Raw genomic sequence first — 24,416 nt, 5'->3', positions numbered from 1 at the left:
TAATACATTATGAAACTAAAATATATCTTACCCATACTGATAGGAGCATTTTCCTTCACATCATGTAATGATTTTCTGGATAGGGAACCTTTGGATAACGTCACGCCCGAAGCTTTCTTCTGGAGCGAGAGCGATCTGGCTGCTTATACAATCAAACAGTATAGTTTTGCGACTCATGACGGTTGGAATCTGGGCACATGGAAAGATGACAACAATACCGATAATCAAGTAACAGGTTCTTTCAATAACCGTTGGGTGCCGGGCGAATGGCGGGTAAACGAATCATTCTCCAGCCGGGGCGATGACCCGTGGAACTTCGATAAGATAAGAAATCTGAATTATTTCCTGGAGATTGCAGTGCCCCGCTGGCAGAACGGAGAAATAAAAGGGACTGATGCCAATATTAAGCATTATATCGGAGAAGCCTATTTTATGCGCGCCTGGCAATACTTGGGTAAGCTTCAGACCTTAGGAGATTTCCCGATTGTACGTAACACATTGCCGGATGAACAGGAGGCTTTGACCGAAGCCAGCCACCGTCGTCCGAGAAATGAAGTGGCCCATTTTATTATTTCAGACCTGGATTCGGCTATTATGTTATTGAATAACAATCCGGCTGGCGGTAAAAACCGTATAACACGCAATGCCGCCTTATTGGTGAAGTCGAGAACCGCCCTGTTTGAGGCAAGCTGGGAAACATATCATAAAGGTACGAACCGTGTACCGGGAGGTCCTGGATGGCCGGGTGCTTCCGCTGCTTATTTGAAGGATTATTCGATCAACATCGATAACGAGATCAATTATTTTCTGGACGAAGCGATGAAAGCTGCTGCCGAAGTTGCTGATAATGTTTCTTTGACTGCAAATAACTTCGGGAAGAAGATGGATAATCCCTATTATGCACAGTTTGCCGCAGAAAGTATGGAAGGATATGAGGAAATACTTCTTTGGCGGACATATGATATGGAGTATAAAGAGAAGCATTCCGCCGGCTATTATTTACAGCGTGGAGGAGGTAATTCCGGTTTTACCAGAGATTTTGTAGAAACATTCCTTTGTGAGGACGGCCTTCCGATTTATGCCTCTTCCAACTATGTGAGCGATAATACGATTGCCGAAGTGAAAGCAAACCGTGATTTCCGCCTGCAACTGTTCATGAAAGAACCGGGTGAGCTGTTAAGCGAACTGTTCGACGTCGATACGTTCGGATATCCGGATATCCTGGCAAAACAGGAAGTGCGCGCCGTAACAGGTTATTGCCTGCGTAAAGGAATGCCGCATACCTGGTATCGCGACGGTGACTATTGTGTGGAGGGATCACCTGTCTTTCGTGCGGTAGAAGCCTATCTTAATTATATAGAGGCTTCTTGCATGAAAAATGGCGGAAGCAGTATCGACAGTAAAGCCGATTCTTATTGGAAAGCGATTCGCGAACGTGTCGGTCTGCCGGCAGATTACCAGATGACAGTAGCAGCCACCGATCTGGCAAAGGAAAAAGACTGGGCTGTATACTCCGGGGGCCAGCCGGTATCCAAACTGTTATACAATATCCGTCGTGAACGTCGTTGTGAACTGATGGAAGAAGGTTTCCGTATGAACGACCTGAAACGTTGGAGAGCGCTGGATCAGATTAAGAATTATCAGGTGGAAGGATTCAAGTTGTGGGGGCCGATGCAGTACAACTATGTGGATAGCCAGGGCAACTCATCTTTGATTCCGGAGGGAACCGAAGGTAAAACAGCTAACGTGTCCAGCCCCAAGAACAGTGAATATCTGCGTCCATACCAGATCGTTAAAACATCGAACCTGGTCTATGACGGATACAACTGGTGTGATGCCCATTATTTAAGTCCGATCGCCATGCAGCATTTCCGTATTACGGCAACAGATCCGGAAAACGGGGAAACCTCTGTGATATATCAGAATCCGGGATGGCCTTTGAAAGCAAATGCCGGAGCAATCGGTTATTAAACGCGTAATCCGAAAAAAATATAGTACTTTAGCCAGCCTGGAGGACACAATTGTTGTGCCGGATTTCCAGGCTGGCTTTTCATTTTAAATCTTACATGCCATGAATACATATTTAAAGAAGTCTTGCTTGATTTTCATCTCTTTGTTTGGGATGTCCCTTTCTTTGTCATTTGCCCAGTTGAGTGAGCCGTTACCTTTTATGACTCACGCTAAACCTTTCTCAGCCGAGATAGTGGATATCGGGATGCTGGATACGGTGCCTTCTGCGGCTGCATTGGTTCGTTTACCTAATCGGAAAATCGTTTATATGGTAAAGGAACAAGGAAAATGGGAACCTTTCTATGTAAAGGCGATTGAAACTGGTTATTGGGATACCCGTTATGAAAAAGATACCGATTATGATTCGGTATTTGCCGATATGCGGGAGATGGGAGCCAACACAGCCTATGTCATGTTGCATTGGGAAGATATAGAGCCGGCTGACAACCGGTTTGATTATTCTTTTGCCGATTCGGTGGTTGCGGCGGCCGGAAGACAGGGCTTGAAGGTCGGATGGGTCTTGTTCCTGCATGCTCAGAAAGAGCGGGTTCCTTCATTAAAACCTGAAACGGCCTGGACGTTTCACCTGGATGACCGTGACTCGTCAAACTATACGATGCAGTGGGTGAAGCGGGACGGTAAGTTGTATTCGAATATCAAGGATATTTTAGATTATGGGGTACGTCCGCTACATGTATATGGTCATAAGGAAATCTTTTACAGGATGAGAAGAATGCTTTATCAGTTGGCCCGGCATTATAGGTTTGACGAAACGGTTATCGGTGTCCAGCTAGGAAATGAAGAAGGATTCAGCTTTTTGGATGAAAGCGATTTTAATCCGGTAACGGCTGAACTTTATAAAGAATGGATGCATAAAACCAATAAAACAGATTATGCCCAGTTTAAAAAAGAGGCAATGGATTGGTGGTGGCAACAATTTACTTCTGCTTATCATGAGGGTGATCCGTATAAAATAATATCGTTTAACCTGGATGCAGCACAAGCGGAAGCCGGAGATCTCGAACGGGTAGCTATGACCGGAACAAGCGCCTCTACCTATGCCGACGGAAACCTGGATGTGATAGGCACTATGTTCTATAAAGGATGGGGCTATAAAGCTATTCTGGGGTTAGACCACAGGTATAATAATTCATATAACTATCAGTTGCCCATATTGATCCCTTCTGAAATAGGTATCGGCCGTTTCAACTCACCTGTCTGGTTCCGTCATTTTATAGCGCATACCCTGGAAAGGGCGGCACAGGGATTCGGCATTTATTGTTACGGGGAAGTTCGTAAAGAATTGCCGGAACTGGGGGACGTACGGAATGAACTGATCCGGATACTGAAGAATATATCTCTGAATGAAGATATCATCTGGGAAGGATTACCCGGATCGGGTGCTGTGTCCTGTCTGGTGGATGAACCGGGGGTACAGGTGAGCCATCTGAACAAAAATGGGCAGGAGACATTGATCTTGATCTATTTCCCGGAAGCAAAAGAGATGACGGATAGTAGCCGGATAGCTCGCCTTCAATCCTTGAAGTTGAATTGCAAGGCGCAGAAGAAGGGGCATTATAAAGTGGATGTTTATAAGAATGGCGAATGCATAAAAAGCAATTCACTCTCATTGAAAGCTGGCATATCCCGGTCGATACCTATAGATGGAATAAGAATGGATGATATTGTATTTGTTTCTATCCGGCAAGATATCTGTAATAAAAATAATAATAAAGGCAAAGAATTATAAAAGTTAAATTAAAAGTAATATATTTGTAACTACTAACAGTAAATTATCTTCCTTAGTATTTATATTAAACTTTAAAACCATGACACAAATTAAAGCGATCGCGCATGTTAACAACCTTACAAAAGATGATTCTACTGACTATTATCTCATTCCGCAGATTTTAGCCACTCTAGGACCCGATGGCATTATTGAACGTTTAAGAAAACGTGAAATTGCTACCAAGAATGTTGATGGTAAAAGCTTTGTTGAGACATTCTTAGAAGAATGCTCTGTAGCATCGGCTGAAGGTTATAATATTGTAACCAGTTTCTTTAAAAGCTCCATCGGCCTCCAAGGCGTAGTTTACGCTGAGGACCTAGGCCATCCTATCGCTGCCAACCGGCTTAAAGTATTGGTTAATCTAACTCAGGGTGAAGGTGCTAAAAAGGCTATCGAAGGCACTTCTATCTTTGCGTATGAACAAACCGGTGCAGTCGGTCCTATCATTCAAGCTGTAATGGATCCGACAGAGATGGTCGCTTCCCATCTGAATCCTGGTTCAATGGTTCTTATACAAGGTATGCGGCTCGCTTTGAAGGGCGACGCAGAATCGGTCGGTATCTTATTTACTAATGCTGACGATTCATCCAAGACAGTATTTATTACTCCGGCTAAGGTATATCCGAATACTTCTACCAAACTTCAATTTGTACTTCCTCCGGAAGTAACTGAAGGTACATGGTTTATTACAGTAACAACACAAGCTAGCGGTAATAGCACCATTCTGACTAAAGAACCCCGGTCATATCAGTTTAATACTATATTAAAAGTAGGAAATGCAGGTAGTGGAGGCGGTGACCGTCCGGAGATCGAATAAAGCTTCTTCCATCACATGGAATAAGTAATGTAGCAGACACGGAAGTGGTAATGTAGCAGACACGGAAGTGGTAATGTAGCAAACACGGAAGTGGTAATGTAGCAAACACGGAAGTGGTAATGTAGCAGACATGGAAGTGGTAATGTAGCAAGCATGGAACAAATTAGTTCTTAAACTAAAATTTATAAGGATATGTGGATTTATACAATATATCTATAAATAATATATATGTATTTATCCACATATCTTTTTTATCACTACATTTGAACATATATAAATTATTAACAATGAATAAACTAATTATTTATCTTATATCGATTTTTTGCTGTCTTCCTTTATGGGCAGCACATCAACCGGAGTTCTCGACTTCCGGATTCTTTCGGATGGATCATTCCGGACGTGAGGTTTTCTCGATGAATCCTGCCTGGCGTTTCTATAAAGGAGGTCTGGCTGGTGCAGAAGCCAACGGTTTTAATGATAAAGACTGGACGGTGGTTTCCTTACCACATGGCATCGAATACCTGCCGACAGAAGCCAGCGGTTGTGTCAACTATCAGGGAGAATCCTGGTATCGCAAGCATTTCACACCAGATGTCGCTTTAAAAGGGAAAAAGCTGTTCCTGCATTTCGAAGCCATCATGGGTAAGAGTAAAGTGTTTGTGAACGGAAAACAGCTGACGGAGCATTTTGGCGGTTATCTGCCTGTAGTGGTGGATGTGACAGAGGCACTGGACTGGAACGGAGATAACGTAATTGCAGTCTGGACCGACAACAGCGACGATCCTTCCTATCCTCCCGGAAAGGCACAGGATGTATTGGATTATACTTATTTCGGAGGAATTTACCGCGACTGCTGGCTGGTAGCCCATAACAACATCTTTATCACAGACCCGAATTATGAGAATGAGATTGCCGGAGGCGGCTTGTTCGTCGCTTTTGACAAGGTCTCGGATGTTTCGGCCGAAGTTTTGTTGAAAATACAGGTTCGTAACGAAACGAAGAAAGCATTTACCGGTGTGGTAGAATATGAATTGCAACAACCGGATGGCAAACAGGTCGCTTTTCTGAATGATAAGATCAGGATAAAAGCAGGTAAGGCTGTGACTAGTTCAGATAAACTGCTGGTGAAGGATCCGTTGCTATGGAGTCCTTCTTCTCCTGCTTTATATAACCTGTTGGTTCGTATCCGTGATGAAGAAGGGAATGTGATTGATGGCTATCGACGCCGTATCGGTATCCGTAGCATTGAGTTTAAAGGGAAAGACGGCTTTTGGCTGAACGGCAAACCTTATGATAAACCGTTGATCGGGGCTAACCGTCATCAGGACTTTGCCGTTGTGGGCAATGCCGTGGCAAACAGTATCCATTGGCGTGATGCTAAAAAGCTGAAAGATACTGGTATGGAAGTGATCCGTAACGCCCATTGTCCGCAAGACCCGGCCTTTATGGATGCTTGCGACGAACTGGGGTTGTTCGTTATTGTGAATACGCCCGGCTGGCAGTTCTGGAACGATGCGCCTGAGTTTGCGCAACGTGTTTACAGTGACATACGTAATCTGGTGCGTCATGACCGTAACCATCCTTCGGTATGGCTTTGGGAACCGATCCTGAATGAGACCTGGTATCCGGCAGATTTTGCCAAGAACACCAATGATATCGTGCATGCCGAATACCCTTATCCTTCCTGCTATTGCGGCAGTGACAGCGAAGCACGCGGTCATGAAGTATTTCCGGTGCTCTTTACCCATCCCCGGAATGCAGATGCGGAATGGGCTTTGAAACAATCGGATGATTCGAAGACCTATTTCACCCGTGAATGGGGAGATAACGTAGACGACTGGAATTCACATAATTCACCCAGCCGTGTTGCCCGCAATTGGGGTGAACAGGCCATGCTGGTACAGGCACAACATTATGCTTCTCCGTCTTACCCTTATACCAGCTATGATGCTTTGTTCCAGACTTCCCGCCAGCATGTAGGTGGTTGTTTGTGGCATTCGTTCGATCATCAGCGTGGTTATCATCCGGATCCTTTCTACGGAGGAATCATGGATGTATTCCGCCAGCCTAAGTTCTCTTATTATATGTTTATGGCACAACGTCCGCCAGTGAAGACTGATCTGATAGCCGAAACAGGTCCGATGGTTTTTATAGCACACGAAATGACGCCGTTCTCAGGAAAAGACGTGGTTGTTTATTCCAATTGCGATGAGGTGCGGCTGACTTACAACAAAGGAGGAAAAACATATACTTATAAGAAGGATAAGAACCGTAAGGGAATGCCTTCGCCCGTTATCACTTTCCCCGATGTTTATGATTTTATGATAGATAAAGCCTTGTCGAGAGAACGGAAACAAGCCGATGTTTATCTGTTGGCTGAAGGGCTGATAGACGGAAAAGTAGTTGCTACCCATAAAGTAACACCTGCCCGCCGTCCTGAGAAACTATTGCTTTGGGTGGATAACGAAGGGATGAACCTGGAAGCAAACGGCTCTGATTTTGTAACAGTTATTGCCGCCGTAGCCGATAAGCAAGGCAACATCAAGCGGCTGAACAATTACTTCATCAAGTTCCATATCGAAGGTGAAGGGCGTATCCTGGGAGGAAGCGATGTGATGGCAAATCCGGCTCCGGTGAAATGGGGAACTGCTCCGGTACTGGTACAGTCTACCTTGAAACCGGGGAAGATCAAAGTCATAGCCAGTGTCCTGATGGAAGGCTCCCAGATGCCGATCAGTGCAGAACTTGAACTGGAAAGTACCCCGGCCGTTTATCCGTTACTCTATAACCAATCGGAGGCCGCTCTTATTCCTCTGACTGTAACCGGCAAGACAGATATGCAAATGAGCAAATCATCCGCCGAACGCGAAGTCGAACGTCTTCAAAAAGAAGTGAATGCCTTAAAACTGAAAGAGGTGGAAAGACAGCAGACTGAGTTCGGAGAACAGAGATAAGCAATTCTAATCCAAAAGAACGAATGAAACAGAATAAGATACCGCATACTTACACAATTATATCTGTTGTAATCCTGATCTGTGCCGCTCTTTCCTGGATCATTCCTGCCGGCGAATACTCCAGGGAGGTACGGGTTGTCAATGGTACCGAACGTACGGTTATTGTAGATAACTCCTTTCATGCAGTCGATCTCGCTCCGCAGAGCTGGCAGGTCTTCGGTGTGTTGCTGGAAGGATTCGAGAAACAGGCTGGCATCATAGCTTTCCTGCTGATTATCGGGGGAGCTTTCCATATTATGAACAGTAGCCGGGCGATTGATACCGGGATACTATCTTTCTTGCGTAGTTCGCGTAAGGTGGAGAAATATGGCTTTTTCCGGATGATTGGAGTGAATAATGTCGTGATATCCTTGATTATAATCCTGTTCAGTTTGTTCGGAGCCGTATTCGGCATGAGTGAGGAGACGCTTGCGTTTGTCATCATCATTGTGCCGCTTGCCATATCGATGGGGTATGATTCTATCACAGGACTCTGTATGGTTTATGTGGCGGCACATGTCGGTTTTTCAGGTGCTATACTGAATCCGTTTACAATCGGGATTGCGCAGGGATTGTCTGACTTGCCGCTGTTCTCCGGTTTCGGTTACCGGTTGTTTTGCTGGGTGGTACTTACTTCTATCCTGATCGTTATCGTTCTCCGTTATGCGGCGAAGGTGAAAAAGAATTCGAAGCTGTCTCCTATGTATGAGGCGGATGCCTACTGGCGGGAAAAGGGAGAAGTTGCTTCCGAAGAGATACAGGAAGAAAAGACGACGCGTTCCGCCTGGGTTGTCTACCTGTTGTTATTGCTTTCATTGACAGGCTTTTCGATCTATTACCCTTCTACCACATTTGAAGTAGGAGAGAGTGCTGTGAGTTTTCCGGCAGTACCGGTGTTTACCGCCCTTTTTGCTTTGACCGGTTGGTTGGGACTGCGCAAGTCAAATCAGTTTTTTATTTTGAACTTATTGGGCTATACTATTGTCTTTCTGGTAGTAGGAGTAATGGGGTATGGATGGTATCTGATGGAAATATCGGCTATCTTCCTGGCTATGGGACTGTTGTCCGGGTTTGCCAATAACGAGGGAGCCGACGGGATCATCAGCCAGTTCCTGACCGGAGCTAAAGATATGCTTTCGGCTGCACTGGTAGTCGGACTGGCGGGCGGGATTATCCAGATACTACAGGACGGGCGCATCATCGATCCGATCCTGCATAGTATGGCAACTTTGATGGGAGAGGCCGGAAAGATTGCTTCCCTCGGAGTTATGTACCTGATCCAGACTACGATCAATATTATTATCCCTTCCGGTTCGGCGAAGGCGGCATTGACTATGCCGATTATGGCACCATTCTCGGATGTGATCGGTATTTCCCGCCAGGCAACAGTGCTGGCGTTCCAGTTCGGTGACGGGTTTACCAATATGATCACACCTACTTCCGGTGTTTTGATGGGAGCGCTCGGATTGGCTCGTATACCTTATGAAATATGGGTGAAGTGGTTTTTCCGCATTCTTATCCTGTTTATTTTGCTGGGAATGTTATTGTTAATTCCCACAGTTTTAATACCTTTGGATGGATTCTAATCACTTATTCTAAAATACTGCGATATGAAAAAGAATTTTTTAGGGCTATTGGCCTGCTTGGGCATGATGATCGCCTTACCGTGTTGTAAACCCTCACCTGCTGAGTGGAAATTGGTTTGGGAAGATAACTTCGATCAGACCGGTAGTTTTGATCCCGCTTCATGGAGTAAGATCCCTCGTGGCAAATCCGACTGGAATAACTATATGTCCGATTTTGACTCCTGCTATGCTATGCGTGACGGGAAGTTGGTATTGCGCGGCTTAGTTAATCACAGTTTGCCGAACGATACGGCAGCCTATATAACTGGTGGTGTTTATACAAAGGATAAAGTAGGCTTTACTAACGGGCGTCTGGAAATTCATGCAAAGCTGAACGGAGCGACCGGCGCATGGCCTGCTTTCTGGCTACTGCCCCAGGATGGTAAATGGCCCGGCGGAGGTGAGATCGACATTATGGAGCGTCTGAACAATGATAGTATCGCTTATCAGACAGTCCATTCCCATTATACTTTCGATCTGGGCATTAAAGATAATCCGAAACAGGGGAGCACGGGACTTATCAACCCGGATGATTTTAATACCTACACAGTAGAAATGTATCCGGATAGTCTGGTGTTTTTCATAAATGAAACCCGTACGTTTGCCTATCCCCGGATTGAAACGGATAAGGAAGGGCAGTTCCCCTTTAATGACGGTAAATTCTATCTGTTGCTGGATATGCAGCTAGGCGGTAGCTGGGTAGGTGCCGTTGATCCGGAAGATCTGCCGGTAGAAATGGAGATCGACTGGGTTCGCTTCTATCAAAAGCAATAAAAATGACTTCATAGGGTACAAGAGAGCCTTTCGCATAGAAACGAAAGGCTTTTTTTATATTCTTATATCTGTATAAATGAATAAATCGCCGTTGTTAAAATAAACATCGTATCTTTGGCGTTTGTTATACGACTAAAGATACACGAGCTATGTTAGATATACAGTCTATCCGGAAAGATTTTCCAATACTGGAACATAAGATATACGATAAACCGCTCATTTACTTTGATAACGGTGCTACAACGCAGAAGCCCCGGTGTGTGGTTGAAAAGATAGAAAGCGGTTATTATAATGTAAATGCCAACATCCATCGCGGAGTGCATTTTCTGAGCCAGGCTGCAACCGAAGCGCATGAAGAGGCACGTAAAACCGTACAATCATTCCTGAATGCACGTTCTTCCAACGAAATCATTTTTACACGCGGAACGACGGAGGCGATCAATCTGATAGCTTCCAGCTTCACCGACGAGTGTATGTCGGCTGGCGATGAGGTGATTGTCTCTGTTATGGAGCATCATTCCAATATCGTCCCCTGGCAGATACAGGCGGCCCGCAAAGGAATAGCCTTGAAAGTGATCCCGATGAATGAAAAGGGGGAACTGGATATGGAGCAGTTCCGTGAACTTTTCTCGGAACGGACGAAGCTGGTTTCCGTAACCCATGTCTCGAATGTGCTGGGTACAATAAATCCGGTGAAAGAAATAATTGAGGAAGCGCATAATCATGATGTGCCGGTATTGATAGACGGTGCGCAGGCTGTGCCTCACCTGGCAGTCGATGTGCAGGATCTGGATGCTGAGTTCTATGTATTCTCCGGTCATAAAGTATACGGGCCTACCGGTATCGGTGTGTTGTACGGAAAAGAAGAATGGCTGGATAAACTGCCTCCTTACCAGGGGGGGGGCGAAATGATCGCGACTGTCTCGTTCGAGAAGACGACATTCAATGAATTACCGTTTAAATTTGAAGCCGGTACTCCTGATTATATCGGTAGTACGGCTTTGGCAGAAGCCTTGCGTTATGTCAATCGTTTGGGGATGGATAATATCGCTGTTTACGAAGACGAACTGTTACGTTATGCGACTGATAAGCTGAATGCAATCGAAGGGATGCGTATTTTCGGGCAGGCTGACCATAAGGGGGCGGTCCTTTCTTTTTTGGTTGGCAATATTCACCATTATGATATGGGGATGCTGCTCGACCGTTTGGGTATTGCCGTGCGTACCGGTCACCATTGTGCCCAACCGCTGATGCAGGCTTTAGGCATTGAAGGAACCGTGCGTGCTTCTTTCTCCTTTTATAATACGAAAGAGGAGATCGATACTTTTGCAGCCGGGGTAGAACGTGTAAGAAAAATGTTTTAATAAGTAGTCTATGTTATATTACCTGAAGAAATATCCAATATCCTTGACAATCATTCTGGTTGTTATTTATCTGTCGTTTTTCAAGCCGCCTTCAGTGGAGATCGGAAAGATCCCGGGAATAGACAAGGTAGTCCATATTTGTATGTATGCCGGATTGTCCGGTATGCTTTGGATCGAGTTTTTACGTAATCACCGGAAATATGATGAGGTCTTGTGGCATGCCTGGATAGGTGCCGTGCTTTGTCCGATCCTGATGAGCGGGGCGATTGAATTATTGCAGGAATATTGTACGTCATATCGGGGAGGCGACTGGTTTGACTTCCTGGCAAACATCACAGGAGTTGTACTGGCAACCTTATTCTCTTATTTCGTGTTGCGCCCCTGGATGATAAAAAAGAAGATAGTAAATTGATTCATACAAATAAAACGCTATGTTGTTACCTTATTTGGAAGCGAACCGGATAGAAGCCGGATGTGATGAAGCCGGACGCGGATGTTTGGCCGGATCGGTATTTGCCGCTGCTGTTATTTTACCGCCTGATTTCAAGAACGATGATTTGAATGACAGCAAACAGTTGAGCGAAAAGAAACGGTATGCCTTGCGTCCTGTTATAGAGAAAGAGGCAATAGCCTGGGCTGTCGGCATCGTTACTCCTGAAGAAATTGATAAGATAAACATACTGAAGGCTTCTTTTCTGGCTATGCACCGTGCCATTGACCAGTTGCAGGTAAGACCGGAGCATTTGTTGATCGATGGAAATCGCTTTACTCCTTATCCCGATATAAAACATACGACAGTGGTGAAGGGGGATGGTAAATATCTGAGTATCGCCGCTGCCTCCATCCTTGCCAAAACTTATCGTGACGATTATATGGATGAACTTGCCAAAGAGTATCCGGATTATCACTGGACTGAAAATAAAGGTTACCCCACTAAAGCCCACCGTGAAGCAATCCGTACGATCGGAATTACCCCTTATCACCGTAAAACATTTACTTTATTACCGGAACAATTAACATTGAATTTTTAGTTTTTATCCTTCATCTTTTATTCTTTAGAGGATAAGCCTTGACTTGTAAAGCAGTTTGAGGTGAATGATCTGACCGTTCGGGTGAATGGTTATGATCTGTTATTCCCATAACCAAAAAGTGTTTAGTGCTCTCTTTGGACTATTTTTTTTAACATAGTTCACATAGGACTAGGTCTTTTAAGAAGATAAAGGGACTTTTCTCTGCAAGAAAGAAGTGATTTATAGCCTTATTTTATTAATTTTTGCATCAAAGTATATTGTTTTTGCAAAAAATACTATATTTGCAATCGGTTTCTTAACCTAGTCCTATGTGAACTATGTTAATAATACCACTAGTGTTGATATTTTGAAAAACTTAGTTTGATAAAATATGCAGGTAACTCGATCTGATAATTTACTATTGGATTGTCTTCTTTGGATACATATAGAATATTGTTGTTGTTGTTGATTTTTAGAAAAAAAACGCTAATTGTTTGTTGTGGTATAAAAACGCTAAAAAGTTCCTGTCTTCTGTATTGTGCAGAGGGAGATATATACATCTAAAAAGTCTATATAAAATTGTCTAACTTTTATTCCAGGTTGATTATGAGGTACAATAGCAGCTAGTAGAGGAGGTAGAAGGATCGTTCCTTTTTTAACCTAATCCGTGAATAGTTTTTTTATTCAAGTTCTAATCGTTAATTAATTAAGTTATGAATAATTACACAAAGAAAGTTGCCTGCATGGCCATTCCTTTGTTTTGTCTTAATTTGACCATGGCGGCTGAAAGCAATCTTTCAGACCTTGATATCCGGAAAGCCGTAGCAATAGAGGAAGCAGCATCGGTAAATCAGAATACCCGCAAAGTGACAGGTGTCGTTAAAGATGAAAACGGGGAACCGGTAATTGGCGCCAGTGTTGTTGAAGTAGGTACCACTAATGGTATTATGACAGATATGGACGGAAAGTTTGAATTGTCCGTCAAAGCTAACGGTTCATTGCAAGTCTCTTATGTAGGCTTTGTAACCCAAACAATAAAACCAGGAAATAAAAACAATATTCAAATCATATTACAGGAAGACAACCAGGCTTTGGACGAAGTGGTGGTGGTAGCTTTCGGTAAAAGTACGAAAGAAGCCTTTACCGGTTCTGCCGGCATAATGAAATCGGACGACCTTCTGAAAGCGCAGGTTTCGAACCCGGCCCAGGCTTTGGCTGGGCGTGTAGCCGGTGTACAGTTAAGCAATTCTTCTTCACAACCGGGTAGCTCGCCTTCTATTACAATTCGTGGTTTCGGTTCAATATCTTCAGATACAGAACCTTTGATCGTGGTTGACGGTATGCCTTTCGATGGTGACCTGAACCTGATAAACTCGAATGATATCGAGTCGATGACCGTATTGAAAGATGCAGCTTCCAATGCATTGTATGGTGCCCGTGGTGCCAATGGTGTTATCATGATTACCACGAAGAAGGGTAAAAATGGCGATGCAAAAGTTTCTGTTGATGCCAAATGGGGTGCTAACTCGAATGGTCTCCAGAATTATAAGACGACAAACGCCCAGCAGTTCTACGAAACTTATTACAAGATGTTATATAACTATTATATAACTGAACCGGGCGGCTCTATGTCGGCAACAGATGCTCATGCCTTGGCAAATCAACATCTGACAAACTCATCCAGTGGTGTCGGCCCGGGTTATATGATATATACGGTTCCCGAAGGGCAAGACTTTATCCAACAGGGTGGTGTAATGAATCCGGGAGCGACCATGGGAGCACTATATGATTATAATGGACAAAAATTCTGGTTGCAGGCCGATGACTGGGAAGAGATCGGTTTGCAGAACGGTTTCCGTCAAGAGTATAACGTATCGGTATCAGGTGCTTCCGAGCGTATAAACTATTATACATCTATAGGATATCTGGATCAGGACGGTATTCAGGAAGGCTCCATGCAAAAACGTTTAACAGCACGTGCAAAGCTGGATTACCAGGCAAAAAAATGGTTGAAAGTCGGTGCAAACTTCAACTATACAAAATATAATTACAGTCAGACATCCGAAGGTACAATCGGTACTGGAACTATCTGGAGCACCATAAAGAGCCAAGCTCCCATTTATCCTGTTTACCTCCGGGATGCAAATAAGAATATCATGATCGATCAGTGGGGAGAGAAAATGTATGACTTTGCACAAGCTTACGATCTGACTCGTGCAGGCGGTGTGGGAGGTAACTGTATTTTCTCAAACAAATATCGTTCTGATGAAACGACCGGTAACTCTTTTATTGCCAGTGGTTATGCAGATATTAATCTGACTCAGGATCTGACCTTCACGTTTAATGCCAATGCATATGATTATGATCGTCGTTATACCTATGCAACCAGTCCTTTTGTCGATTACTATACCAGTTCTTCTGATAATGGCTACTTGTCGAAAGCTTCTTATCGCACTTTCACTTATAATACGCAACAGTTGTTGAATTATAACAAGCAGTTCGGTAAACATGATGTCGGAGCAATGGTCGGTCATGAATATTATAATTACAAATATGAATCATTGAGTGCTTCCGGACGTAATTTCGGAATCGATGGAACACGTGAACTGGCTACTCTTTTGAATTTGAATAATAATCCATATTCTTATTCAAATTCTTATAATAATGAAGGTTACTTCTTCCGTGCTATGTATAATTACGATGCGAAGTATTTCGGTTCGGTATCTTATCGTCGTGATGCTTCTTCACGTTTTGCGAAAGAACACCGTTGGGGTAACTTCTGGTCTGTCGGTGGTGCTTGGCTTATTTCTAAAGAAGCTTTCTTTAACGCACCTTGGGTGAACTCTTTGAAGCTGAAGGCTTCTGTCGGTTCTCAGGGTAATGACAATATCGGTGATTATTTGTATGCCGATTCTTACAAAGTGGTAAATAATGATGATCAGGCTGCTTACCAGTGGCGTCAGAAAGGTTCCAGTGATATTACTTGGGAAACCAATACAAACTGGAATATAGGTACAGAATTTGATCTTTTCGGCGGACGCTTGGGCGGTAGCCTGGATTATTTCTATCGGAAAACCAGTGATATGTTGTTTTCTCTGAATACACCTCCTTCTATTGGTTACACCAGTTATTTCGTTAACTTGGGTGATATGCGTAATGCCGGTATTGAGTTGGTTTTGCAGGGAACTCTGATCAGCAATAAGGATTTCAAATGGGATGTCAACTTCAATATTTCTCATGTAAAGAATAAAGTATTGACTTTACCGGATGCAATCAAAACAACAAAGGTAGACGGACATAATGGTTATGTCAATCTGGATAAATCGTTTGTATCCAAGTACAAATATTTTGTGGCAGAAGGTCTTTCTCTGTATACTTGGTACTTGCCTAAATTTGCCGGTTTGGATCCTGAAACAGGAGAGTCTTTATTCTATAAAGATATTCTTGATGAGGCAGGAAATGTCACAGGACAGGAAACAACCAAAGATGCAAGTCAGGCAACCGATTATCTGATTGGTGATGCTCTTCCTTCTTTCTATGGTGGTTTGGGTACTTCATTATCCTATCGTGGTTTTGACTTCTCTATCAACCTGAACTATCAATTGGGTGGAAAGGCTTACGATTATACTTATCAGACATTGATGCACACCAGCACCACTACGTCTACAACTTGGCATAAGGACATCTTGAATGCCTGGTCGCCGGAGAATACAGGTTCAAATATTCCGCGTTTGCAGTTTGCAGAAAAGTATTCACAGAATCCGCGTTCAGACCGTTTCATTACTAACGCAAGCTATCTGAATATCCAGAATATTAATCTGGGATATACATTGCCTTCCAGTCTGACACAGAAGTACAATGTTCAGAATATACGTGTTTATTTCTCGGGAGAAAACCTGTTCTACTTCTCTGCACGCCAGGGATTCGATCCTCGCTATACATTGAAAGGATACAGTAATCCGGAACTTTATTCTCCGATACGTACTATCTCAGGTGGTATTTCATTGACATTCTAAACACTAAAAAGAAAACATCATGAAGAAATATAAGATTTTATTGGCTGCTGCGGCTCTTCTGGGGTTAAGTAGCTGTATCGAAGAAACATTGCCGACAGAATATGTGTTGAATGACCAGATTCAAGCATCGGAATCGGCTTTACAAGGGATGGTCAACTCTATTTATACTTCAATGGGCGGGTATATAAATGATGACGGTGGTATAGAAATGATTTCGTATGGTAGTATGCGTGCCATGCTTGAACATAGTACGACCCAGTTTGTCTGTTCCGGAGCGAATGGGTATAACACCATGGGCGCTTATTGCTATGGAGCGATCAGTGCTACCGGTTCCAATCGTGGATTGTATCCTTCTTATCTCTATTATTCTTATATCAAGAATGTAAACGATATTATCGGCATGATCGATGTGAATGATTTGGATGATACGAAAAAGGGATATCTGGGCGTCAGCTACGCTTACCGTGCACTTTATTATCTGGATCTGGTTCAGATTATGGAATACAAGAAACCGACCGATAGCCGTTACAGCTATGTAAGTCCTGAAAATGACTTGACGAATTTGGGTGTACCTATTGTAACGGAGAAGACAACATCGGAAGAGGCTTCCAATAATCCGCGTGCAACAGTGGATGCAGCCTATGATTTGATCCTGAGTGACTTGCAGCAGGCAGAAACATATCTGAGCGGATATACCCGTACTGATAAAACCCAGCCGAACCTGGCGGTTGTGTATGGTTTGTATGCCCGTACATATGCTAATCTGGCTTCTCGTGTGAAAACATCCGTTACCTATAAAGACGAAGCATCCTATTGGCAGAAATCCGGTGAATATGCAGATAAGGCTATTTCTGTAGCCGGTTGTACTCCATTGACGGAAGCAGAATGGACCGATCCGGTTAATGGCTTTAACAATCGTAACTCTCAGAATTCATGGATGTGGGCTACTTCTATTTCCGAAGGTAATACCACTGCTGCTACGGGAAACAATCAGTCATTCTCTTTTGCTATGATCTTCGGAACGGAAACGACTTTCAGTGTGTATGGTTGGCGTGTTGGTCGTTCACTCGATCGTAAATGGTACGAGCGCCTTTCGGATAACGACTTCCGTAAGAAATCATGGTTGGACCCCAGCTTTTTCTATGAATCGAAAAACCAGAAAGAGGGTGAGCCGTATTTAGTGGAGAGAGATGCTGATGGCAAGTTTATTAATAACAAATGGGCATTGAACGATGTAAGTACAAGTACTACTCAAAGCGATTGGAGTGATGATTATTCTGGATTCGGTCCTGATAAATATCAATATAAGTACAACAGTTCTGCCTCATGGATTCGTGCACGTATCAATTCGTCTAACGGTTTCCAGTCATGGCCGTGGTTGTATGTAAATATGAAATTCCGTCCGCATAATGGAGACTATCGTACTCATACTGTCGGTGGTGCAGTCGATTATCCGATCATGCGTATTGAGGAAATGTATTACTTGAAAGCAGAGGCAGCACTTCATACATCGGGAGTACCTGCGGCAGCAAAAGCATTGGAGGATATTGTGAAAACACGTAACTCCGCTTATACCTGTACAGCAACTACTGCCGACGCATTCCTGGATGAATATGTTTTCCAGAAAGGTATCGAATTCTGGGGTGAGGGAATTAATTATTTTGATGCTAAACGTTTGGAAGTTGGTATCCACCGTGCTTACAAAGGTTCCAACTGTGAACGTTATCAGCACTGTATTGATATGGATGGTGCCTATGTAGGTTGGACTCCGGGCTGGAACCAGGCTGAATTGAATGCTAATCCTGCCATCTTCCATTATAATAATCCGTATACGAATCCGACGACTTATTATGTGTTTAAGTCTAATGATGAGCTTAGGCCGTATTATGGTACCGAAATCACTGAATAAGAAGGATTATTTGAAATAGTAGAAAGGTATGTCGCGGTTGTCGGCATACCTTTTTTGTTTGAATTATCCTTGTTCTTTTGTGCGGTAGGCCAGTGCGTACATTCGCATTTGCTTGACCATAGCCACCAGGCCGTTTGAGCGGGTAGGGGAAAGGTGCTCCTTCAATCCGATCTGCTCAATGAAATAAAGATCGGTATCCAGAATCTCCTGCGGGGTATGGCCGGACAGGACGTTGATCAGTAAGGATACGATACCTTTTACAATCACAGCGTCGCTTTCGCCTTTGAATATAATTTTACCGTCCTCGTAGTCTGCCTGAAGCCATACACGGCTCTGGCAACCTTCGATCAGGTTACTTTCTGTTTTATACTTTTCTTCCAGCGGGGGAAGTGAGTTGCCTAAATCGATCAGCAACGCATACTTGTCCATCCAGTCGTCGAAGGCTGAGAACTCTTCAATAACGTTATCCTGAAGTTCGTTGATAGTCATTGTTTGTATTATTTCTTTTGTCGGTTATATACTACTTCCAGTACCGTTTGCCCTACCGCTTTAAGGGTTTCGCGGTCGATATTTTCCATATTGTCCTTTTGTGTATGCCAGTACCAACCGAAACCGCTTTTGCTGTCAGGGTCGTAGTTGATAATGTCGATACAAGGGATATTGCGTCCTTTGATCACATATTCGTGATCGTCGGTGATGGCGCCGCCTGTCGCATTGATGAAATACCTGCCGTATCCGAGGTTACGTGCCGTGCTCCATACCATTTCCACAATGTTGCCAGCCTTGCTCAAGGAAGTCTGTTCCTTGAAGAAAGTGGCATTTTTAGCTCCGACCATATCCAGCAGGATACCGAAGTCGGCGCGGTAATTGGGTACGTGCGGATTCTTTGCCCAGAACTGGGTACCCAGACACCAGGTGTCGGGTTTATAATCGTCTACAAACTCCGGAGTACCGTAATCTTCCGCATCGAAGAAGATGATGTCGATACCTACTCCGGGATCTTTTTGCCCGATCTGCCTGGCTATTTCAAGCAAGGCTCCTACACCGCTGGCTCCATCGTCGGCTCCGTCGATCGCTTTGCGATGATTAGCCGGGTCGGGATCGTGGTCGGAATAAGGACGCGAATCCCAATGGGCGAAGAGCAGGATGCGTTTATTGTTTTCCGGGTTGAAAGAGCCGATGATGTTTTTGGCTTCCAGTCCGGTATTGTCGTAGGCGGTAAGCATGGCTTCCTGTTCGTATACTTTGGCCCCGAAACGTTTCAGTTCGGAGGCGAGATAGTTGCCGCATGCTTTATGGGCATCGGTGTTCGGTACGCGTGGGCCGAATTTTACCTGGTTTTCAACAAAAACATAGGCGCTGTCGGCATTGAAAGAAGGCGTTGTTGTCATTGGCGTCTGGCTGACTGTCGTTACTTCCTGTTGCTGGTTCTTTGCCTGGCTACAGGCGAGCAATGAAAAAGCAAATAGAGCTATATACAAAACGTGCATCATATATCTGTTAGTATTTCTTTATTATCATCCGTTATAGGCCGACTGTACACGTGACATGACACGCAGCAGGTTGCCTCCCCATATCTTTGCAATATCATTCTCCTTGTAGCCGTCTTTCAGAAGGCGCAGGGTGATATTGATCAGTTCGTTGCTTGCCCGGCATCCGATCAGTTCGCCGTCGCCGTCGAAATCGGAGCCAATGCCCACGTGGTTGATACCGATCAGGTCCACTATATGATTAATGTGGCGTATGGCGTCGGTAAGCGATGCTTTTTCAGCATCTTCATTGATAAAGCCTTTATAAAGGCATACTTGTACTACGCCTTGTTTTTCGGCCAGTGCTTTCAGTTGGTCATCCGTCAGGTTGCGCGGATGGTTGCACAGGGCGCGTGCCGAAGAATGTGAAGCGATGATCGGTTGTGTGCTGATTTCCAACGCATCGTAGAAGGTACTTTCGGCAGCGTGCGACACATCTACCAGGATGCCCAACCGGTTCATTTCGGCAACCACTTCTTTTCCGAAAGGACTTAGTCCGCCCCATTCTGCATCTCCGCGGGCAGAGTCGCATATGTCGTTGCTCCCGTTGTGGCAAAGCGTGATATAGCTGACGCCCAGCTCTTTGAAACGGGCTATGTTTCGAATGTCTTTACCTATGGCATAACCGTTTTCCAAACCCAACATGATTGCTTTCTTGCCGGCATCTTTCGTTACCCATACTTCCTGTGAAGTCCGGGCGATGTTCATTCTGCCGCGGTTAATTTCCATTTGGCGATGAATCTCGTTCAACCGGTTCATGGCAAAATCGGTTGCCTGCTGCAATGATTCGTCATCCCGTTTGCCTTGCGGGATATAAGCGACCATGATCGCAGCGTCGACCATTCCTTCTTCCATCAGCGGCAGGTTTACTTTGCCTCCCTCTTTCAGTCCGATATTGAACTGGCCGGGGAAGATCATCGGTGTGTCCGTATGAGAATCGAGTATGACGTTCCGGCTATGGATGCGTTTGGCTTCCTTGAACAGGCGGGCCATTTCCACATGATGCCTGAACAGTTCGAGCATAAGTTCGTCGTCGTTGGCAGCCATTGCTTCGGGATGCCATTGCACACTGAAAATCTCTTTTTCGGGATGCTCCATGGCCTCGTTGATACCATCCGGGGCAACTGCCGTTTCTTTAAATTCGGGTGCGATATCTTTGACTGCCTGATGATGGAAAGAGTTGACGAATATATCCGGTTCTTTCTTTAATATATCGAACAGGCGCGAAGAAGTATCGGTGATCTGTACGGAATGGGAAACCTGTTCGCGCGGCATTGTCTGGCTATGCTTGAACAACCTGGCTTCGTGTTGCGAATGGATATCCTGATATACGGAACCGCCGAAGGCTACGTTGATAAGTTGGTGGCCGCGGCAAATACCCATGACGGGTAACTGGCGGTTAGTTGCCAGCCTAAGCAAGATAAGATCGAACTCGTCGCGGAAAGTATCCACGTCCTGTAATTGCGGAACGGGTTCCTCCCCGACATAAAGCGGGTTGATATCTCCGCCGCCGCTCATCAGCAGTCCGTCCAGTCCGGATACGATTGCCGTAAGTGCTTCCATATCCGTAATGACAGGGATCAGCACCGGGGCTCCTCCTGCTTTCAGTACGGATTGCACATAGGTATCGGCTATACAGGAAAGTCCGTCTTTCCGGTTTGAAGATATTCCTATGCGGGGAGGTTGAAGTTTTTCTTTTTTCGGACTGAAATTGTCAACTTCCCTGAATAAGGCTTCTAAACTCGGACGACGGACTTGATAATTCATAACTATACTTTTTAATTGACAATTGAAATTGACAACTGACAATTATAGATAGTCGCTAATAAATTGTCAATTGTCTATTGTTAATTGTCCGCTGATTAAGCGTCAATATTTGCGTAAGTTGCATTCTCTTCAATAAACTCGCGGCGCGGACCTACTTCTTCACCCATTAACATGGCAAAGATCTGGTCTGCTTCTGCTGCGCTGTCGATCGTGATCTGCTTCAACGTACGGTTTTCAGGATTCATGGTTGTATCCCATAACTGGTGGTCGTTCATTTCTCCCAAACCTTTGTATCGTTGTGTATGGATCTGGTTCTCGTTACCTCCACCATATTTATCGATGAATGCCTGGCGTTGTTGCTCTGTCCAGCAGTATTCTTCTACTTTACCTTTCTTACAGAGGTAAAGGGGAGGAGTAGCCAGGTAAACATATCCGTTTTCGATCAAGGAACGCATTCTGCGGAAGAAGAAAGTAAGAATCAATGTGGCAATGTGGCTTCCGTCCACGTCGGCATCGGTCATGATGATAACCTTGTGGTAGCGGAGCTTGCTCAGGTTCAATTCCTTCGGATCTTCCTCTGTACCGATAGTAACACCCATTGCACGGAAGATGTTCTGGATTTCTTCACTTTCGAACACTTTGTGGTCCATCGCCTTTTCTACGTTCAGGATCTTACCACGAAGCGGCAGGATAGCCTGGAACACACGGTCGCGGCCCTGTTTAGCCGTACCGCCTGCCGAGTCCCCTTCGACCAGGAATAATTCGCAGATTGCTGCGTCTTTCGAAGAACAGTCGGCTAGTTTACCGGGCAGACCGCCACCGGTCATCGGTGATTTGCGCTGAACCAGTTCACGTGCTTTACGGGCAGCCTGACGTGCCTGTGCGGCCAGAACGACCTTGTCGACGATGATTTTTGCTTCTTTCGGATGTTCTTCCAGATAATAACCCAATGCTTCTCCGATGGCCTGGTCTACGGCACCGGTCACTTCACTGTTACCCAGTTTTGTTTTTGTCTGTCCTTCAAACTGCGGTTCGGCCACCTTGATAGAGATAACGGCTGTCAGACCTTCGCGGAAGTCATCGCCCTGGATCTCTACTTTTGCTTTTTCCAGCAACTTGGAGTCTTCAGCATATTTCTTCAGTGTACGTGTCAGACCACGACGGAAACCGGCGAGGTGTGTACCACCTTCAATTGTATTAATATCATTTACATAGGAGAACACGCTTTCGTTGAAAGATGTGTTGTATGTCATGGCTACTTCAACAGGAATACCCTGCTTTTCTGTAACGATATGGATAACGTCAGGAATCAGGGATTCTTTGGAACGGTCTACGTAACGGACGAATTCTTTCAATCCTTCTTCCGAGCGGAACAGTTCCGATTTAAAGGAGCCGTCTTCTTTTATTACGCGTTTGTCAGTCAGTGTCAGACTGACACCGGCGTTCAGGAATGCCAGTTCGCGTAAACGGGTAGCCAATATTTCATATTTATATTCAGTAACCGTAAAGATACTGCCGTCCGGTTTGAAAGAGATAGTTGTTCCGGTCGTATCGGCTGTACCGACAACTTCTACACCATGCAACGGTTTACCACAAGAGAATTCCTGCATATGGATTTTACCTTCACGGCGGACTTCTGCTTTCAGATAAGTGGAAAGTGCGTTCACACAGGAAACACCCACGCCATGCAGACCTCCGGATACCTTATAAGTACCTTTGTCAAATTTACCACCGGCGTGTAGAACGGTTAATACTACTTCCAGGGCTGATTTGCCTTCTTTCTCATGAATACCTACCGGTATACCACGGCCGTCGTCCGTTACTGTGATAGAGTTATCTTCGTTTATAACTACGTCGATCTGGGAACAAAATCCGGCTAGTGCTTCGTCAATAGAGTTGTCAACAACTTCATACACCAAATGGTGTAGACCTTTTTCGCTGATATCGCCAATATACATGGCAGGTCTTTTTCGTACTGCTTCTAACCCTTCAAGTACCTGAATACTGTCCGCAGAGTATTCCCCGGAAGTATTCTTCATTTCTTCACTCATGAGTTTATATCCTTTAAAATCACTAAATTTCTATATATCTAAAAATGCTAACAAATGTAGTGAAAATAATTGACTTAGATGGTATAAATGTAGTGAAAATAGCAAAAAAAGCAGGGTGGAGAAAGCGTGACGGGAGGTATAAAAACAAAGCAGTCGAATCACAATTGATCCGACTGCTTCTGTAAAGTAGCCCATAGGGGAATCGAACCCCTCTTTCAAGAATGAAAATCTTGCGTCCTAACCGATAGACGAATGGGCCGAAATATCCTTATGCAAGCTTGTTAACGTGCTTTGTCAATTTGGATTTCAGGTTGCTAGCTTTATTCTTGTGAATAACGTTTTTCTTAGCAAGCTTATCCAACATAGAGCACACCTTCGGTAACAGAGCCTGAGCTTCGTTTTTGTCTTCAGTAGCACGCAAAACACGCATTGCATTTCTAGCAGTTTTTGCATAGTATCTGTTATGTAAACGTCTTGCGTTGGTCTGTCTGATCCTTTTGATTGATGACTTGTGATTTGCCATTTCTTAGCTATTCTTTATTGAATTTTTAATCTTGTTTATTGTAGCCCATAGGGGAATCGAACCCCTCTTTCAAGAATGAAAATCTTGCGTCCTAACCGATAGACGAATGGGCCATCATGTCAAAGTTCTCACTTTCAGCGCTCTGGGGTTGTTGATTTCCCGATTGCGAGTGCAAAGATAGATGTTCTCCCTGAACTACCAAAACATTTCAAGGTAAAATTTAATAGATATTCTTGTTT

General features: G+C 44.4%; 16 protein-coding genes and 2 tRNA genes. 11 read left to right on the top strand and 7 right to left on the bottom strand.

Annotation, left to right across the window (positions count from 1 at the left end):
* The first annotated feature begins 9 nt into the window (after nucleotides 1–9).
* From HMPREF1535_RS04860 to HMPREF1535_RS04810, 11 genes are all read left to right on the top strand, one after another.
* Nucleotides 10–1,971 (top strand): RagB/SusD family nutrient uptake outer membrane protein, encoded by a 1,962-nt coding sequence (locus tag HMPREF1535_RS04860; protein WP_046145450.1) that lies wholly within the window; start codon nucleotides 10–12, stop codon nucleotides 1,969–1,971.
* Between the two features lie 100 nt (nucleotides 1,972–2,071).
* Nucleotides 2,072–3,760 carry a hypothetical protein gene (locus HMPREF1535_RS04855; protein ID WP_046145449.1) on the top strand — a complete coding sequence of 563 codons (1,689 nt, stop codon included), beginning with the start codon at nucleotides 2,072–2,074 and terminating at the stop codon, nucleotides 3,758–3,760.
* Nucleotides 3,761–3,839: 79 nt separating this feature from the next.
* The gene (locus HMPREF1535_RS04850; protein ID WP_010801846.1) at nucleotides 3,840–4,616 is read left to right on the top strand and encodes a DUF4469 domain-containing protein; all 777 of its coding nucleotides are present in this window, start codon (nucleotides 3,840–3,842) and stop codon (nucleotides 4,614–4,616) included.
* A 287-nt stretch (nucleotides 4,617–4,903) separates the two neighbouring features.
* Complete coding sequence (locus tag HMPREF1535_RS04845) at nucleotides 4,904–7,570, top strand: glycoside hydrolase family 2 protein (RefSeq protein WP_046145448.1); 2,667 nt, start codon at nucleotides 4,904–4,906, stop codon at nucleotides 7,568–7,570.
* A 23-nt stretch (nucleotides 7,571–7,593) separates the two neighbouring features.
* Nucleotides 7,594–9,195: a YfcC family protein gene (locus HMPREF1535_RS04840; protein ID WP_046145447.1), complete on the top strand. Its 1,602-nt coding sequence runs from the start codon at nucleotides 7,594–7,596 to the stop codon at nucleotides 9,193–9,195.
* A 24-nt stretch (nucleotides 9,196–9,219) separates the two neighbouring features.
* A complete protein-coding gene (locus tag HMPREF1535_RS04835) occupies nucleotides 9,220–10,008 on the top strand; it encodes a glycoside hydrolase family 16 protein (RefSeq protein WP_046145446.1) in 789 nt (262 codons plus the stop codon).
* Between the two features lie 149 nt (nucleotides 10,009–10,157).
* Nucleotides 10,158–11,372, top strand: a complete 1,215-nt coding sequence (locus tag HMPREF1535_RS04830) for an aminotransferase class V-fold PLP-dependent enzyme (protein WP_007655212.1) — start codon at nucleotides 10,158–10,160, stop codon at nucleotides 11,370–11,372.
* A gap of 10 nt (nucleotides 11,373–11,382) precedes the next feature.
* Nucleotides 11,383–11,784: a VanZ family protein gene (locus tag HMPREF1535_RS04825; RefSeq protein ID WP_010801851.1), complete on the top strand. Its 402-nt coding sequence runs from the start codon at nucleotides 11,383–11,385 to the stop codon at nucleotides 11,782–11,784.
* Nucleotides 11,785–11,803: 19 nt separating this feature from the next.
* Entirely contained in the window at nucleotides 11,804–12,403 is a 600-nt protein-coding gene (locus HMPREF1535_RS04820) for a ribonuclease HII (protein WP_010801852.1), read from the top strand.
* Nucleotides 12,404–13,095: 692 nt separating this feature from the next.
* Nucleotides 13,096–16,398, top strand: a complete 3,303-nt coding sequence (locus HMPREF1535_RS04815; protein ID WP_046145445.1) for a SusC/RagA family TonB-linked outer membrane protein — start codon at nucleotides 13,096–13,098, stop codon at nucleotides 16,396–16,398.
* Nucleotides 16,399–16,417: 19 nt separating this feature from the next.
* Nucleotides 16,418–18,307, top strand: coding sequence for a RagB/SusD family nutrient uptake outer membrane protein (locus HMPREF1535_RS04810; RefSeq protein ID WP_046145444.1), 1,890 nt, complete (start codon nucleotides 16,418–16,420; stop codon nucleotides 18,305–18,307).
* A 63-nt stretch (nucleotides 18,308–18,370) separates the two neighbouring features.
* Here the strand turns inward: HMPREF1535_RS04810 and HMPREF1535_RS04805 are convergent, their stop codons facing one another.
* From HMPREF1535_RS04805 to HMPREF1535_RS04775, 7 genes are all read right to left on the bottom strand, one after another.
* Complete coding sequence (locus HMPREF1535_RS04805) at nucleotides 18,371–18,796, bottom strand: SufE family protein (RefSeq protein ID WP_010801855.1); 426 nt, start codon at nucleotides 18,794–18,796, stop codon at nucleotides 18,371–18,373.
* 8 nt (nucleotides 18,797–18,804) lie between these two features.
* Nucleotides 18,805–19,800, bottom strand: coding sequence for a M20 family metallopeptidase (locus HMPREF1535_RS04800; RefSeq protein ID WP_010801856.1), 996 nt, complete (start codon nucleotides 19,798–19,800; stop codon nucleotides 18,805–18,807).
* Nucleotides 19,801–19,824: 24 nt separating this feature from the next.
* Complete coding sequence (locus HMPREF1535_RS04795) at nucleotides 19,825–21,603, bottom strand: gamma-glutamyl-gamma-aminobutyrate hydrolase family protein (RefSeq protein WP_046145443.1); 1,779 nt, start codon at nucleotides 21,601–21,603, stop codon at nucleotides 19,825–19,827.
* A gap of 95 nt (nucleotides 21,604–21,698) precedes the next feature.
* The gene (gene gyrB / locus HMPREF1535_RS04790; RefSeq protein ID WP_046145442.1) at nucleotides 21,699–23,654 is read right to left on the bottom strand and encodes a DNA topoisomerase (ATP-hydrolyzing) subunit B; all 1,956 of its coding nucleotides are present in this window, start codon (nucleotides 23,652–23,654) and stop codon (nucleotides 21,699–21,701) included.
* Nucleotides 23,655–23,841: 187 nt separating this feature from the next.
* Nucleotides 23,842–23,913: transfer RNA gene (locus tag HMPREF1535_RS04785), tRNA-Glu, on the bottom strand.
* Nucleotides 23,914–23,922: 9 nt separating this feature from the next.
* Nucleotides 23,923–24,177, bottom strand: coding sequence for a 30S ribosomal protein S20 (rpsT, locus tag HMPREF1535_RS04780; protein ID WP_046145441.1), 255 nt, complete (start codon nucleotides 24,175–24,177; stop codon nucleotides 23,923–23,925).
* 41 nt (nucleotides 24,178–24,218) lie between these two features.
* A tRNA-Glu gene (locus tag HMPREF1535_RS04775) sits at nucleotides 24,219–24,290 on the bottom strand.
* Between the last annotated feature and the right edge of the window lie 126 nt (nucleotides 24,291–24,416).

This window comes from Parabacteroides goldsteinii DSM 19448 = WAL 12034 (genome assembly GCF_000969835.1).
Lineage (GTDB): Bacteria > Bacteroidota > Bacteroidia > Bacteroidales > Tannerellaceae > Parabacteroides > Parabacteroides goldsteinii.
The sequence above is the reverse complement of the archived record's forward strand: the minus strand, read 5'-3'. Positions and strand labels throughout refer to the sequence as shown.